This is a genomic window from Lysobacter sp. 1R34A (assembly GCF_051217035.1).
Taxonomy (GTDB): domain Bacteria; phylum Pseudomonadota; class Gammaproteobacteria; order Xanthomonadales; family Xanthomonadaceae; genus Lysobacter.
In genome coordinates, this window is record NZ_JBPKJP010000007.1 from 72,693 (window position 1) to 88,324 (window position 15,632).

Genomic DNA, 15,632 nt, shown 5'->3' on the forward strand with positions numbered 1-15,632 from the left:
GCATTGTTCTCAGGTGGCGGCCGGGTCCGCTGCGGACGGCCTTGTCGAAAGGGTCGTTATAGTTTCACATGAAACCATAAGCAAGGCACAGTGCAACATGAATCGACCTCAATCCGACCCCGATGCCGCCCCCGAGTCCCCCGTCGCCGGCGCCCCGGCCGGCAAGCCCGGCGGGCCGCGCCATGCCGAACTGGACCTGGAACACTTCCTGCCCTACCGCCTCTCGGTCCTGTCGAACCGGGTCAGCAGCGCGATCGCCCGGGTCTATTCCGAGCGCTTCGCCCTCAGCGTGACCGAGTGGCGGGTCATGGCGGTCCTGGGCCGCTACCCCGGCCTGTCGGCTAACGAGGTCGCCCAGCGCACCGCGATGGACAAGGTCGCGGTGAGCCGCGCCGTCGCCCGCCTGATCGAGGCCGGCCGCCTGGAGCGCGACACCCACGACGACGACCGTCGCCGCTCGGTGCTGCAGCTGTCGCTGGACGGCTACAAGATCTACGACGAGGTCGCGCCGATGGCGTTGGCCTTCGAGCAGCGCCTGCTGGTCGGCATCGAGGCGCCCGAGCGCGAGGCCCTGTTCCGGTTGCTGGACCGTCTCGACGAGTTGGAGATGCAGGCCGAGGCGGAGATGGCGGCTACGACGCGATAGGGTCCGGTCCACGTAGGACGCCGTTGCCTTTGCCTTTGCCTTTGCCTTTGCCTTTGCCTTTGCCGTGATTTTTGATCCGCTTTGCTTTGCGGCTTTGCTTGCGGCTTTGCTTGGCCGCTTTGCGGTCAAAAGCAGACCCGGAGGGCGGCCCGCAGGGATGCGGGGCGTGCGCAAGCAGGCCAGGGATGGCTTGTCTGGAGCCTCCCTCGTCGGCTGCGATCGCGCGGGCTTGTGCCCTTGCAAGGAAAAGCACTTTTCTTTGGTGACTTTCTTTTGTTGCTTTGGACAAAAGAAAGTTACCCGCACCCTTTAGGGGGGCGGAAGCTCTGCTGTTGATGTTGCTTTACCGCCTCAAGGCCGGTGACGCAGCGACCGGAGACGGCGCGGTCGCGACTTGCGTCGCTCCTACCCGGGAGCTACCGCATCAGCATGTCGCTACGGCTCTGTCCCCTGTAGGAGCGACGTAAGTCTCGACCACGGAACGCGCAAAGATAACGAGGCCGTCGCCATTCGTCGAAGCGGCGTGCTTTCGCCAGGGTAGGAGCGGCGCAAGCCGCGACATCGCTATGGCGGTCTTGCGGCGCATCGCTCATCGAACGAGATCAAAGATCAAGATCAAACCCAAAGCTTCCGCCACTAAAGCGGCGGGTTACTTTCTTTTGTCTAAAGCAACAAAAGAAAGGTAACCAAAGAAGTTGCTTTGTTTTGAATCAAGGGCCCGCACGTTCGACGCCGACGCGGTGATTTTCATACGGGACATCCTTGTCCCGATGAAAAACGGCCTGCATCCATGCAGGCCGCCCTCCGGGTCTTCTACTGCCTTCGCTAATGCGTAGCGGCGCACGGCAACGGCAGCGGGAACGGGAACGGGAACGGGAACGGGAACGGCAACGGCAACGGCAACGGCAACGGCAACGGCAACGGCAACTACAGCATCCCTCCCGACCCACAAAAAAAGACGACGGCCGTAGCCGTCGTCTTTTCGTTCGCCGCACCGCCGCGCGAAAGCGCGGCTTGGGGTCACTTCACCCCGTGCATCAACTTCTGCACCAGCGGGGCGATCAGGAACAGCAGCAGGCCGGCGCCGACCAGGACGATGAAGCCGAAGCCGTAGCCGGTGAGCGCGGTCGAGGTGTCCATGCCCTTCTCGCCGCTGACCACGCCGGCGAAGATGCCCGACAGGTTGTTGCCGATGCCGGTCGACAGGAACCAGCCGCCCATGCCGAAGCCGACCAGGCGCACCGGGGCCAGCTTGGTCACCATCGACAGGCCGATCGGCGACAGGCACAGCTCGCCGATCGACTGGATGACGTAAACCATGAACAAGGACCAGAACGGCACCTTGCCCGGGGCGGCCGCGAACGGCGAATCCGGCGACACCGACGGCGCCCACTTCAGCCAGGACGGCAGGCTGTCGATGCCGAACGCCGGGATCACCAGCGGGGTCAGCACCACCACCAGCAGCAGAAAGGCCAGGCCATTGAAGATCAGGCCCAGGCCGAACTTGCGCGGAATCGAGGGATTGGCGTTACGCATCGCCACCCAGATCCAGGCGATCAGCGGCGCCAGGGTGATGATGGCCAGCGAGTTGACCGACTGGAACCAGGCGTTCGGGAACACGAAGCCGCCGTCGAACTGACGGTCGACGATCTTGTCGGCGAGGAAGGTGAAGGAGCTGCCGGCCTGCTCGAAGAACATCCAGAACAGGATGTTGAAGGTGAAGATGATCAGCATCGCGATGACTTTGTCGCGTTGCACCGAGCCCTCGCGGAAGCCTTCGAACAACAGCAGGCCGCACAGCGCCACGAACATCGCCAGCAGCACCCACTGCAGGGTGGTCGCGCCGACCGCGAGCAGGAAGTACACCACCGGGATCGCGGCGAGCGCGCCGAGGAACACGTACAGCACCTTCTGCTTGCCGGCCTTGTCTTCCGGCGGGCGGCCGATGCCTTCGAGTTGGCGGCGGCCGAACCAGAACCACACCAGGCTGATCAGCATGCCGACGCCGGAGGCCATGAACACGACCTTGTAGGCCGGGATCGTGGTGGTGCCGAACACCTGCTCGGCCAGCCAGCCGGTCAGGATCGGCGAGATGAAGGCGCCGGCGTTGATGCCCATGTAGAAGATGGTGAAGCCCGAATCGCGGCGGCCGTCGGTCACCCCGTAGAGCTTGCCGACCATGGTCGAGATGTTCGGCTTGAACAGGCCGTTGCCGACCACGATGGTGGCCAGGCCCAGCTTGAAGATCTGTTCGTTCGGTATCGCGATCAGGAACAGGCCCGAGGCCATGATCACCGCGCCGAGCAGGATCGAGCGCTGATAGCCGAGCACCCGGTCGGCGATGTAGCCGCCGAAGATCGCCGCGGCGTAGACCAGCGCCAGGTAGGCACCGTAGACGCGGTTGGCCGGCGCCTCGCCGACCGCATCGCCGCTGTAGAACTGGGCCACGATGTAGAGCACCAGCGCCCAGCGGATGCCGTAGAACGCGAAGCGCTCCCAGAACTCCGTCATGAACAGCATCCACAGGGGCTTCGGGTGCCCCAGCATCTGCTTGAACTCGGGTATGGGCGCTTGGCCCTGGGTCGGTATCGCGGCTCCGCTCATGCGGTGTCCCCTGTCGTGTCGAAACTGAATGAAAATCCCACGCCCACGGCACGGGTCGGGGAGATTTACCGGCACGGACCGGTCCCGTCAAACCTTTATTGACGGGATTGCCGGTTGTTGCGGCGCAACATTCACCCTTGTGAGGCGCTGAACGGGGGAGAATTTTGCGCGATACGGCGGTTCGAGGTGCGCGGTTGCGGCGGTCTGGGGCGTCGGGATACCGGGAGATCCGCGTCTGGACACCCGGTCCCGGCGAGGCGGCCTGGTGGGTTCGCGGTCGCGGCTTGCGCCGCTCCTACCCAAGAGCGGCGGGACGGCGATGGGGCCTAATCACACCCACGCCTACGCAAGCTCCCGCAGTGGTTCCACCAACCTTGCGTCGACGCGTGCGGCGGCGCGGTCGCGGCCTGCGCCGCTCCTACCCTAGAGCTGCAGAAAATCCAGCCGTCCTGCCTCAGCCGCCGGCGCCGTAGCCTTGGGACGGACCGATGCTGGTGCGGACCTCGAACAGTTCCGGGAAGAAGGTCAGTTCCAGCGCCTGCTTGAGGAAGCCCACGCCGCTGGAACCGCCGGTGCCGCGCTTGAAGCCGATGATGCGCATGACCGTGCGCATGTGGCGGAAGCGCCACAACTGGAACTGGGTTTCCAGGTCGACCAGGTCCTCGCACAGGGCGTACTCGCGCCAGTACAGGTCGGTGTTTTCGTAGATGCGCTCGAACACCGGCTGCAGCGCCGGGTCGCTGACGTGCGGCTGGCGCCAGTCGCGCTCGAGGTGGACCGCCGGAATCGGGTGGCCGAAGCGCGACAGATACATCAGGAACTCGTCGTACAGGCTCGGCGACGACAGCGCCTTCTCCAGCGCGACTTGCCCCTGCGGATCGTGGGCGAACACCCGCAGCATGGCTTCGTTCTTGTTGCCGAGCATGAACTCGATGCTGCGGTACTGCAGCGACTGGAAGCCCGACGACGGCCCCAGGGTTTCGCGGAAGCCCATGTATTCCGACGGCGTCAGGGTCTCCAGCACCGACCATTGTTCGGTCAGCTGGCGCAGCACCTGCTTGCAGCGCGCGAGGACCTTCTGGCATTGCCAGACCTGGTCATGGCGCAGGTGATCGAGCGCGGCGCTCAGCTCGTGGATGATCAGCTTCATCCACAGCTCCGAGACCTGGTGCTGGATGATGAAGAGCATCTCGTCGTGATGGGCCGGGTCCGACAGCGCGCGCTGGGCCGACAGCAGCCGGTCGAGTTGCAGATAGCCGCCGTAGCTGATGCGCCCGGACAGGTCGGTATGGATACCGGCTTCCAGTTCGCGCTGGTTCTTCTCGACGGACATCGGCGGCACTCGCGGCAGGGGCGCAAAGCGTAACGCATCGCCCGCACCGGGGTCGGCTTTCGTAACGCCGGCAAGCAGTTACGGCCATCAGTCGCGACGTGTGCGACGCCCGAAACGGATAATGACCGGGCCTGCCCAGCACGTCCCGCAGGCGCATTCATCAGGGGAATCCATGCACAGACTCGCTAGCCGCGCTCTCGCGGCGGGTATCGCTTTGGCCGTGTCCGGCGCAGCCGGGGCACAGGTGGTCATCTCTCAGGTCTACGGCGGCGCCGGCCAGAGCGGCGCACGCTACAACGCCGACTTCGTCGAACTGCACAACAACGGCAACGCCGCGGTCGACCTCGGCGGCTGGAGCCTGCATTACACGTCGCTCAGCGGCGCCTATGGCTGGCAACGCACGCCGCTCAGCGGCGTCATCGCACCCGGCGGTTACTTCCTGGTCCGCCAGCGCGTCTCGACCGGCTCGACCGCGCTGAGCGCCTACGATCTCACCGGCAACGTCTCGCTCAATCACCTCACCGGCAAGCTGGCGCTGGTCAATCACGCCAGCCCTATCGCCGTCTCCTGCCCGACCGGTTCGGTGGACTTCCTCGGTTACGGCAGCATCGACTGCGCCGAAGGTTCGGCGACGGCGCCGGCAGGCGGCCTGGTCACGGCGCAACTGCGTAGGGACGGCGGATGCGTCGACACGCAGGCCAACTCGATCGACTTCGCCCTCGGCGCGCCAACGCCGCGCACCCGCAACTCGGCGAGACGGGTCTGCCCGCCCGGGCCGCCACCTCGGTTGTCGGCGATCGACGTGACCCAGGGCGAGGGGCAGGATGGCATCGCGTCGTTCGTGTTCCGGCTCAAGCTCGATCGTCCCGCGGGCGCCGACGGAGTCAGCTGGAGCGCCTTCAGCAACGGCCAGGGCAGCGCAACGCCGGACCAGGACTACCTGCCCATCGATCTGCGCGGCAGCATTGCCCCGGGCCAGACCGAGACCGCCTTCGCCTTGCCGGTCAAGGGCGACCTGCTGAGCGAAGGCGACGAAACCGTCGTCCTGCAGATCAAGGTCCATTCCGGCGCGGTCACCGCCAACGGCGACTACCTCAACCTGCAGGCGACCATCGTCGACGACGATCCGCACCCCCTGCCGCCGCGCCTGTTTTTGCACAGCAATGCAATCAACGAAGGCGACCTCGACATCGCGCCGTTCCCGATCGAACTGCGCCTGGACCGTCCTGCCGGCAGCGGCGGCGTGCGGGTGCGACTGAGGTCGGCCGAAGGCGGCTCGGCGACGATCCACGAGGACTATCTGCCGTTCGACTACGAAGTGGTGATCGGCCCAGGCCAGGATCGCGCCCACGTCAGTTTCGGCGTGCGCGGCGACACCCGCTACGAAGGCGACGAAACGGTCCGGATCAGGGCACAGATCCTGTCGGGCGCGATCGCCGACGACGGCAGCGCCAACCTCGAAGGCCTGGTCACCATCGTCGACGACGATCTGCGGGTGGTGCCGATCGCGGCCGTGCAAGGCCGCGAGGCGGTCTCGCCGTTGCGCGGCGAATTCGTCTCGGTCGAAGGCCTCGTCACCGCGCTGAGCGACGACGGTTTCTATCTGCAGAGCGAGGAGTTCGAAAGCGACGGCGATCCGCAGACCTCGCAGGGCCTGTTCGTGCAGACCGGGCGTCGTCCCGACCCGCAATGGCGCGGTTTGCGCGTGCGCGCGTCCGGCACGGTGGCGGAATTGTCCGACACCGGCAGCCCCTCCTTGCGCGGCAGCATGACCGCGATCGCCGGCTCGCCGGCGATCGTTTTGCTCACGAACTCGCCGCGACCGCTGCCGCCGGCGCCGTTGCTGCCGTGGCAACCGTTCGGCGCGCCCGACTACGAAGCCTTCGAAGGGATGCGGGTGGGTTTGCCGGAGGTGCGCGTGGTCGGCCCGACCGGCGGCAGCTTCGATGCGATGCAGGACCGCACCCGTAGCGACGGCCGATTCCATGTCGCGCTCGGCCCGCCCGATCAGCCGGCGCCGATGCGCGAGCCGGGCACGCGCTATCGGCCGTTCTTCCACGGCCAGCCGCAGGACTGGCTGCCGCGTTGGGACGGCAACCCGGAGGTGATCGGCGTCGACAGCGACGACGACGGCCACGCGCCGCTCGATGTCGCGATCGACACCCGTATCGACGGGGTGATCGGCCCGCTCGATCAGCGCAGCGGGCGCTACACCGTGGCGCTGCAGCACGATGCGCAATTGATCGTGCGCCCGTCGCTGCCGGCGCCGCCGCGGATCGAACCGGGCGACCCGCAACAGCGCCAGGTCGCGGTGGTCAGCTACGACCTCGGCGATCTCTACGACGAGTACAGCCCGCCCGGCTCCGCTCAGCCGACCACGCCGTTGCCGGCGCTGGAACGCCGTCTCGGCAAGCTCTCGCGCAGCCTGCGCGAGAGCCTGCTGATGCCGGACCTGGTCGCGATCGCCGGCATCGAGAACGAGGCCCTGCTGCAACGCCTGGCCGAGCGCATCAATCGCGACGCCGTCGCGTCGGGCAGTGTCGATCCGCGATACCGCGCCATCGCTCTGCCGAACGTCGATCCGCTCAAGCCGCACCTCGGCCTGCTTGCGCGCAGCGAGCAGGTCGGCGGCTGGGGGTCGCGCGTGGTCGTCGAACACATCGCCCAGATCGGCCGCGATGCGCTGCTGCCGAACAGCGGCGGCAGCCCTTCGCCGCTGTTGTTCGATCAGGCGCCGCTGAGGATCGATGCCATCGCCCAGTCCATCGACGGCCACCGTCTCCGCCAGCGCTTACTGCTGGTGCAACTGGCGCCGATGGCCGGCAGCGAGGCCGACGCGCCGGAGGCCGAACGCCAGCGCGATCGCCGCCATCTGCAGGCCGAGTTCATCGCCGGCTGGGTGCGGCAACAGCAAAGCGATCCCGAGGCGCCGCCGCTGTTGCTGCTGGGCCGCTTCGGTGCGCATGCGTTCAACGACGGCTTGGTCGACCCGATCGGCACCCTGACCGGCCGGCCGACCGAAGGCGTGAGCACGATGGTGCTCGGCGACGGCGTCGACCGTTTCGACCCGGACCTGCTCAGGCTCGCCGCGACCGCCCCCGAATCGGAGCGCTATTCCTCGATCGACGAAGGCAGCCGCCAGGAACTGCAGCACGCCTTCGCCGACGAACGCCTGATCGGCGCCACCGACCGGATCGAGGTCCAGCGCTTGCGCAACAATGCCGGCTATCCGGCGGTACTGCGCGATGCGCAAGACTCGCCGATCCGCGCCGGCGACGTCGACCCGCTGCACCTGCGGCTGGTGCCGCGCACCCAGGCCGATCTGTCGGTGTGGGCCGGGCCGATGAGCGGCGACACGCTCGAAGCCGGCCGTCCGCTGGAATTGTCGGTGTCGGTCGACAACGCCGGTCCGGACTGGGCGCGCCAGGTCGGCCTCGGCCTGGCCTTGTCCGGGGCCTGGCCGAACCTCGAGGTCAGCGCGGTCGCGCCGGGCTGGCGCTGCGCGGCGCCTGTGATCGAGGGCGATCACACCAGCCTCGCCTGCACCGGTGAATCGGTCGACAGCACCGGCCATGTCTCGCAGTGGTTCCATGTGCGCGCCGCGACCGATGCCTCGATGGCCGGGCGCACAGTCGAGCTCGCCGCTTCGGTGACGTCCTCGTCGGCCGATCCTGACGCGGCCGACAACGCCGCCCGGACCACCCTGCGGATCCTCGCCCCGGGCGGCGCACCGCAGCCCTGAGCCAACCCGCCCCGGCGCGAGCCGGGGAGCTTCGGCGCCGCCCGGGCCGTCCCGGGCGGCGACCGCGCCGGCTGAATGCGACGAGGTTCGCGATTTTCCGGGCCGTCATGCGCTTGCAACGCCAAAAAGTGAGCATTGAGGCACAATCCCCTCCGTCTGCTTCCGGGGGGATCCAGGCGTTCACATGGGGATCAACATGGATAAGTTCGGGGGCCGCCTGCTGGCGGCGGTATTGGCCTTTGCGGCGGCCGGGTCGGCGCAGGCACAGGTGGTCATCAGCCAGGTCTACGGCGGCGGCGGCAATTCCGGCGCCACGCTGAAAAGCGATTTCATCGAATTGCACAACAACGGCAGCACCGCTGTCGATCTGAGCGGCTGGAGCGTGCAATACGCGTCCAGCGCGGGCACCACCTGGCAGCGTACCGCGCTCAGCGGCAGCCTCGCGCCCGGCGCCTACTACCTGGTCAAGCAGGCCGACGGCAGCGGCGGTTCGGTCGATCTGCCGGCGCCCGATACGGTCGGCACGATCCCGATGGCGGCCGGCGCCGGCAAGGTCGCGCTGGTCAACCACAACACCGCATTGAGCGGCAGCTGCCCGCTCGGCAGCGTCGACTTCGTCGGCTACGGCAGCGCGTCCAACTGCGCCGAAGGCAGCCAGCCGACCGCGACGATCAGCGCCGTCCTCGCCGCCGTGCGCGCCGGCAAGGGCTGCACCGACAGCAACGTCAACGGTGCCGACTTCGACACCGCCGCACCGGCGCCGCGCAACCGCGCCAGCGTCGCGTTCTCCTGCGCGGGCGCCAACCTGCCGGTGGTCGGCATCGCCGACGTCAGCCAGATGGAATCGGCGCCCGGCTTCGCGTTCACCGTGAGCCTGTCGGAAGCGGCCGGTCCGAACGGCGTCAGCGTGTCCTATGCCACCGCCGACGGCACCGCAGTGGCCGGCAGCGATTACGAGGCCCTCTCCGGCACGTTGACGATTCCGCAGGGCGCGAGCTCGGCGACGATCGTCGTCAACGTGACCGACGACAGCGTCAACGAAAACGACGAGACCTTCTTCGTCCGCCTCAGTGCGCCGGTCGGCGCCAACCTCGGCGATGCCGAAGCGCTCGCGACCATCGTCACCGACGAAGTCGAGCTGACGCCGATCCACGCCATCCAGGGCAATGGCGCGCAGTCGCCGCTGGTCGGCCAGCGCGTGTACACCAGCGGCATCGTCACCGGCCGCAAGAGCAACGGCTTCTTCCTGCAGACGCCCGACAGCCAGGCCGACGCCGATCCGGCCACCTCCGAAGGCGTGTTCGTGTTCGTGGGTAGCGCGCCGCCGGCCGTCGCCGCCGTCGGCAACACCGTGCGCGTCAACGCCAGCGTGATCGAGTTCGTGCCCGGCGCGGATCCCGGCCAGGCCCCGCTCACCGAGCTCGGCAATGCCCCGCAGGTGGTGTTGATCTCCGCGCCGCCGGTGATCGGCCCGAACACCCTGCCCGCCCCGATCGCACTGAGCCCGACCTTCCCGGATCCGTCCGGCGGCCTCGACCAGCTCGAGCGTCTGGAAGGCATGCGAGTGACCATCCCGAGCGCGACCGTGGTGTCGCCGACCCAGGGCTCTAAGAACGAAGCCAACGCCACCGGCAGCGGCAACGGCATCTTCAACGTCGTGGTCACCGGCGTGGCGCGTCCGTTCCGCGAACCCGGCATCCAGGCGCCCGACAACGCCCCGGGCGGCGGCAGCATTCCGCCGATCCCGCGCTGGGACTTCAATCCGGAACTGATCACCGTCGACAGCGACGCGATCGGCGGCAGCGCGTTCAACCTGTCCAGCGGCACCGTGCTGACCGACCTGACCGGTCCGCTCGATTACGGCTTCCGCCGTTACACCATCCTGCGCGATCCGAACACGCTCACCACCATCACCCAGGAACGCCAGCCTACCGCGGCGCGCCTGCCGGCGATGAGCGAGTTCACGGTCGCGGCCTATAACGTCGAGCGTTTCTTCGACGCCGCCAACGACCCGGCGATCGGCGAACCGGTGCTGACGCCGGAGGCGTACGCGCGCCGTCTCAACAAGATCTCGCTCGGCATCGCCTACCTGCAGCGTCCGGACATCCTCGGCCTGGTCGAGGTGGAAAACATCGCCGCCGCCCAGGACATCGCCGCGCGGGTCAACGCCGACGCGGTGGCCGCGGGCCTCGCCGATCCGAAGTACGTGGCGTACCTGCTGGAAGGCAACGACATCGGCGGCATCGATGTCGGCTACCTGATCAAGACCGCCGACATCGCCCCCGGCACCGCCCGGGTCGAAGTGCTGTCGGTCACCCAGGCCGGCAAGACCGCGACCTGGACCCAGCCGGACGGCAACAGCGCCCTGCTCAACGATCGCCCGCCGCTGGTGCTCGAAGCGGTGGTGCACAACGGCGACGGGCGCAGCTTCCCGATCACCGTGATCCTGGTCCACCAGCGCTCGCTGATCGACAGCGAACTCGACACCGACGCCGGCCACCGCGTGCGCATGAAGCGCCAGGCCCAGGCGGTGTTCCTCGCCGACTTCATCCAGCAGCGCCAGTTGGCCAATCCGGGCGAACGCATCGTCACCCTCGGCGACTTCAACGCGTTCGAGTTCAACGACGGCCTCGTCGACGTGATCAACACCGTCGCCGGCACGCCGACGCCGGACGATCAGACCGCGGTGCCCGGCGACGGCGCCGACCTGGTCGAGCCGAACCTGAGCAACCTCGGCGAACTGGCCACGCCGGACCAGCGTTACTCCTACACCTTCGGCGGCAATGCGCAGACCATCGACCAGGTCCTGGCCAACCAGGCCCTGATCGCCGCGGCGACCGGCCTCAAGCTGGATCACGCGCGCATCAACGCCGACTTCCCGGAGATCAACCGCAGCCTCGGCGATTCGCCGTCGCGCCTGTCCGACCACGACCCGGTCATCACCTACATCGACTTCCGCCGCCGCGCGGATCTCGCGGTGACCGCATCGACCTCGACCGCCTCGGTACGCGTCGGCCAGCCGGTGAACTTCAGCGCCTCGCTGAACAACGCCGGTCCGGAACAGGCCGACTATCCGGGCATCGGCTTCGCCATCAACGCCGAACTGCCGGCCTTGAGCGTCGTCGCCCCGGCCGGCTGGAGCTGCGATGCCCCGGCCGTCGCCGACGGTTCGACCAGCGTCGCCTGTAACCGCACCAGCATGGCCAACGGCGAAACCGCGACCTTCGCGCTCTCGGCCGTCGCCAGCGAAGCGATGATCGGCAAGACCACCACCCTGGCGGTCGCCGCCCAGTCGCAGTCGCTGGACCCGGTGCCGGGCAACGACGGCGCCAGCGTCAGCATCGAAGTCACCGCACGCGCCGACCTGGCCATCGACGTCGACGGTCCGCGCGCCCTGCGTGGCGGCCAGAGCGGGCAGTTCGCCGTCACCGTGCGCAACCGCGGCGGCGACGTCGCGGTGCTGCCGAGCCTGAACCTGTACGGCGATGCGCCGGCGGGCAATGTCTCGATCGCCGCGCCGAGCGGATGGACCTGCACCGTCGCCGCGCACGGCAACGGCTTCGAAGCGACCTGCAACGGCGCCCGCCTCGCGGCGCGCAGCGAACAGCGTTTCGACTTCGTCGTCGTCGCACCGCGTCCGCGCCTGTGGGATCGCAGCCTGACCCTGCTCGGCTTCGCCGCATCGGCGGTGGAAGATCCGAATCCGTTCAACGACTTCGCCCTGCACCACGTCCAGCTCGCCGGACCGTGGTGGTGGTGAGTCCGCGGGCGGCGCTCCGCCGCCCGGCGCGATTCGACCGTTAGAACCAAAGCGCGGCTTCGGCCGCGCTTTTTTTTGCGCGGCGTTCGAGTGCGCGATGCGCTTGGCGCGATCGCAAACACACCATGCGCAGCCGCGCGCGAGCCCGACGGCTTTGCCGGAATGGGCTTCTGCGCAAACCGCCGCACGCGCGCCGGACACTCCGTACTGCGCCGTCTCGTGCGCCTGCCGGCGTACAGACCCGTGACCGCCATCGCGGCGCGCGTCGGCTCCCGGCCGATGTTGCGTTTGCGCAACCCGCCGGAAACTGCGCGTCCGACGCCACGCCGAACGCCCGGCCGCGAGCATGAACCAGCACGCAAGTGCGCAGCCGGCAACGGAAAACGCGCCGGCCGGCCGCGCGAGCCGCGACGGCGAACCGCACGCCTGACCCCGCGCGCGGCACACCGCGAGTGCGACGCCTAGCCGGTTTCGCCTCGCATTGCATGTCGCAGCGCGCAACGGCGCTTAACAAGCGTTTCGGTATCATCCGCGCCATGACGCAGCGCCCGGCCCGCCGGGCGCCGCGGCTTTAGCCCGGCCCGGAATCCCGTCGTTCGCACGGAGAATCCGGACCCAGCCAGTCTGAAGCTGACCAGCGCGCCCGGCACTAGATCCGGGACCGGAATGATTCGGACCTCATCCCTTTTCTGTGAGGACCTTCCCCCGATGACCGTCGCCGCGACGTTCGAAATCGAATACCTCCAATACCTCGGCGCAGACGGTCGGCCCGTCGCCGAGATTCCGGCCGCGTTCAAGGACGCCAACACGCTGCTGCCGCTGTTCAAGCAAATGCTGTTCGTGCGCACGTTCGACACCAAGGCCATCGCCCTGCAACGCACCGGCAAGCTCGGCACCTACGCCGCCTGCCTCGGCCACGAAGCCACCCATGTCGGCATCGGCGCGTCGATGCGTCCCGACGACGTGTTCGCACCGAGCTACCGCGAGTACGGCGCGCAGTTCATGCGCGGCGTGCAGCCGCGCGAAGTGCTGATGTACTGGGGCGGCGACGAGCGCGGCAACGACTTCGCCGGTCCGCGCAAGGACTTCGCCTGGTCGGTACCGATCTCGACCCAGTGCCTGCACGCCGCCGGCGCCGCGCTCGCGTTCAAGCTGCGCAAGGAGAACAACCTCGCGGTCGCCTGCTGCGGCGACGGCGGTTCGTCGAAGACCGACTTCTACGCTGCGCTCAATTCGGCCGGCGCTTATCAATTGCCGTTGATCCTGTGCGTGATCAACAACGGCTGGGCGATCTCGGTGCCGCGCTCGGCCCAGACCGGCGCCAAGACCCTGGCTCAGAAGGGCCTGGCCGGCGGCCTGCACTGCCTGCAGGTCGACGGCAACGACCTGATCGCGGTGCTCGAAGGCATGCGCCGCGCCGCCGAACTCGCCCGCAGCGGCCAGGGCGGCAGCGTGATCGAGTTCATGACCTATCGCCTGCACGACCACACCACCGCCGACGACGCGCGCCGCTACCGCGACGAGGCCGAGGTCAAGGACGCCTGGACGCGCGACCCGATGCCGCGCCTGCGCGCCTACCTGACCGCGCAGGGCGTGTGGAACGAAGAACTCGAGAAGGCCTGGGCCGAGGAATGCGGCAAGAAGGTCGACGTCGAGATCAACGCTTATCTGGAAACTCCGGTGCAACCGGTCGAAGCCATGTTCGATTATCTCTACGCCGACATGCCGGCGGATTTGCTCGCCCAACGCGCCGCCGTGCTCGCTCTGGAGGGCCGCCGATGAACGTCGCCACCAAGACCACCGTCGATACCGCCCAGCCGGTCGCCACGCCCGCCGCGATCACCCTGATCGAAGCGATCACTCAAGCGCTCGCCTATGAGATGCGCCACGACGACAGCGTGCTGGTGCTCGGCGAAGACGTCGGCGTCAACGGCGGCGTGTTCCGCGCCACCGCCGGCCTGCAGCAGGTGTTCGGCCCGGAACGCGTGCTGGACACGCCGCTCGACGAAACCACCATCGCCGGGCTCACCGTCGGCCTGGCCGCGCAGGGCATGAAGCCGGTCGCCGAAGCGCAGTTCGACGGCTTCGTCTATCCGATGCTCGACCACATCATCTGCCACGCCGCGCGCTTCCGTCACCGCACCCGCGGCCGCCTGACCTGCCCGATGGTGCTGCGCGTGCCGTGGGGCGGCGGTATCCGCGCGCCGGAACACCACAGCGAAGCCAACGAGGCCTTGTTCACCAACGTGCCGGGCCTGCGCGTGGTGCTGCCCTCGTCGCCGGCGCGCGCCTACGGCCTGCTGCTCGCCGCGATCCGCGATCCGGACCCGGTGATCTTCTACGAACCCAAGCGCATCTACCGCCAGTACAAGGAAGTCGTCGCCGACGACGGCGAAGCTCTGCCGCTGGACGTGTGCTACGTGCTGCGCGACGGCACCGACATCACCCTGGTGACTTGGGGCGCGCAGGTGAAGGAAGCGCTGGAAGCGGCCGACAAGCTCGCCGGCGAAGGCATCAGCGCCGAGGTCATCGACGTCGCCACGCTCAAGCCGCTGGACTTCGCCACCATCGCCGAATCGGTCGGCAAGACCGGCCGCTGCGTGATCGTGCACGAGGCCCCCAAGACCGCCGGTTTCGGCGCCGAGATCGCCGCGCGCCTGGCCGAGGAGTCGATGTACGACCTGCTCGCGCCGGTCGAACGGGTCACCGGCTACGACACTCACATCCCGCTGTTCCGCCTGGAAATGAAGTACCTGCCGAGCGTCGACAAGATCGTCGCCGCGGCCAAGCGCGCGATGGCCAACGGCTGACGCGCGCGCTTCGACCCGACGGGCTCCCGCCAACGCATCGACCGGTCGCCGACCGGCGATGCGCAGCATGCAAGACGAAGGCCGAGCGCGCGCCTTCGTTCACCACCCTCTCAGAGAACGAGTCATGAGCGATACCAAGACCTTCCTGCTCCCCGACCTCGGCGAAGGCCTGCCCGACGCGACCATCGTCGAATGGTCGGTCAAGGTCGGCGACACCGTCCGTCTCGACGACACCCTGGTGTCGATGGAAACCGCCAAGGCCGTGGTCGAAGTGCCCTCGCCCGTGTCGGGCAAGGTGCTCAAGCTCGCCGGCGCCGCCGGCGATGTGATCGTCACCGGCACCATGCTGGCCGAGTTCGAGATCGACCCGAACCTGCCGCAGCGCGCCGACGGCCAGGACACCGGCCACCACCACGGCGGCGGCCATGCGCCGGCGCCGCAGGCGCCTGCGGTATCCGCCGAACCCGCGGCCAAGCCCGCCGAAGCCGTCGGCGCCGAACGCGCCGACAGCGGCACCGTCGTCGGTGCGATGCAGTCCTCCGACGCGGTGCGCAGCGAACAGGCGGTCGCGGTCGGCGGAGTCAAGGCGATGCCGGCGGTGCGCGCACTCGCGCGCAAGCTCGGCGTCGACCTGGGCCGGGTCCGCGCCACCGGCGCCGACGGCGTGGTCACCATGGACGACGTCAAGCGCGCCGCCGCGGGCGGCAGCGCCCAGCCCGGCGCAACGCCGGTGCAGC

General features: G+C 68.3%; 9 protein-coding genes. 6 read left to right on the top strand and 3 right to left on the bottom strand.

Annotated elements, in window-relative coordinates; all coding sequences use genetic code 11:
* Positions 1-97 precede the first annotated feature (97 nt).
* Positions 98-646 (top strand): MarR family winged helix-turn-helix transcriptional regulator, encoded by a 549-nt coding sequence (locus ACSAMQ_RS04330; protein ID WP_435394461.1) that lies wholly within the window; start codon positions 98-100, stop codon positions 644-646.
* A gap of 649 nt (positions 647-1,295) precedes the next feature.
* Here ACSAMQ_RS04330 and ACSAMQ_RS04335 read toward each other — a convergent pair.
* The 3 genes from ACSAMQ_RS04335 to ACSAMQ_RS04345 form a co-directional block, all read right to left on the bottom strand.
* The gene (locus tag ACSAMQ_RS04335) at positions 1,296-1,670 is read right to left on the bottom strand and encodes a hypothetical protein (RefSeq protein WP_435394462.1); all 375 of its coding nucleotides are present in this window, start codon (positions 1,668-1,670) and stop codon (positions 1,296-1,298) included.
* Positions 1,667-3,250: a peptide MFS transporter gene (locus ACSAMQ_RS04340; RefSeq protein ID WP_435394463.1), complete on the bottom strand. Its 1,584-nt coding sequence runs from the start codon at positions 3,248-3,250 to the stop codon at positions 1,667-1,669. The genes ACSAMQ_RS04335 and ACSAMQ_RS04340 overlap by 4 nt, the downstream gene beginning before the upstream one ends.
* 454 nt (positions 3,251-3,704) lie before the next feature.
* On the bottom strand, positions 3,705-4,583 hold the full coding sequence (locus tag ACSAMQ_RS04345) for a tryptophan 2,3-dioxygenase (RefSeq protein WP_435394464.1): 879 nt from the start codon (positions 4,581-4,583) through the stop codon (positions 3,705-3,707).
* 220 nt (positions 4,584-4,803) lie between these two features.
* Here ACSAMQ_RS04345 and ACSAMQ_RS04350 point away from each other — a divergent pair, with 220 nt between their 5' ends.
* The 5 genes from ACSAMQ_RS04350 to ACSAMQ_RS04370 all read left to right on the top strand — a co-directional run.
* Complete coding sequence (locus ACSAMQ_RS04350; protein WP_435394465.1) at positions 4,804-8,325, top strand: lamin tail domain-containing protein; 3,522 nt, start codon at positions 4,804-4,806, stop codon at positions 8,323-8,325.
* A gap of 196 nt (positions 8,326-8,521) precedes the next feature.
* Positions 8,522-12,085 (top strand): Calx-beta domain-containing protein, encoded by a 3,564-nt coding sequence (locus ACSAMQ_RS04355; protein ID WP_435394466.1) that lies wholly within the window; start codon positions 8,522-8,524, stop codon positions 12,083-12,085.
* 708 nt (positions 12,086-12,793) lie between these two features.
* Positions 12,794-13,867: a pyruvate dehydrogenase (acetyl-transferring) E1 component subunit alpha gene (pdhA, locus tag ACSAMQ_RS04360; protein ID WP_435394467.1), complete on the top strand. Its 1,074-nt coding sequence runs from the start codon at positions 12,794-12,796 to the stop codon at positions 13,865-13,867.
* A complete protein-coding gene (locus ACSAMQ_RS04365) occupies positions 13,864-14,895 on the top strand; it encodes an alpha-ketoacid dehydrogenase subunit beta (protein WP_435394468.1) in 1,032 nt (343 codons plus the stop codon). The genes pdhA and ACSAMQ_RS04365 overlap by 4 nt, the downstream gene beginning before the upstream one ends.
* Before the next feature lie 124 nt (positions 14,896-15,019).
* Positions 15,020-15,632: biotin/lipoyl-containing protein (locus tag ACSAMQ_RS04370; protein ID WP_435394469.1), on the top strand; the 613-nt coding region annotated here is incomplete at its 3' end.

Bases quoted from the DNA above. Each gene is read 5' to 3' on its own strand.
- ACSAMQ_RS04330 (WP_435394461.1), top strand. From the start codon at position 98: ATGAATCGACCTCAATCCGACCCCGATGCCGCCCCCGAGTCCCCCGTC.
- ACSAMQ_RS04340 (WP_435394463.1), bottom strand. From the start codon at position 3,250: ATGAGCGGAGCCGCGATACCGACCCAGGGCCAAGCGCCCATACCCGAG.
- ACSAMQ_RS04345 (WP_435394464.1), bottom strand. From the start codon at position 4,583: ATGTCCGTCGAGAAGAACCAGCGCGAACTGGAAGCCGGTATCCATACC.
- ACSAMQ_RS04355 (WP_435394466.1), top strand. From the start codon at position 8,522: ATGGATAAGTTCGGGGGCCGCCTGCTGGCGGCGGTATTGGCCTTTGCG.
- ACSAMQ_RS04365 (WP_435394468.1), top strand. From the start codon at position 13,864: ATGAACGTCGCCACCAAGACCACCGTCGATACCGCCCAGCCGGTCGCC.
- pdhA (WP_435394467.1), top strand. From the start codon at position 12,794: ATGACCGTCGCCGCGACGTTCGAAATCGAATACCTCCAATACCTCGGC.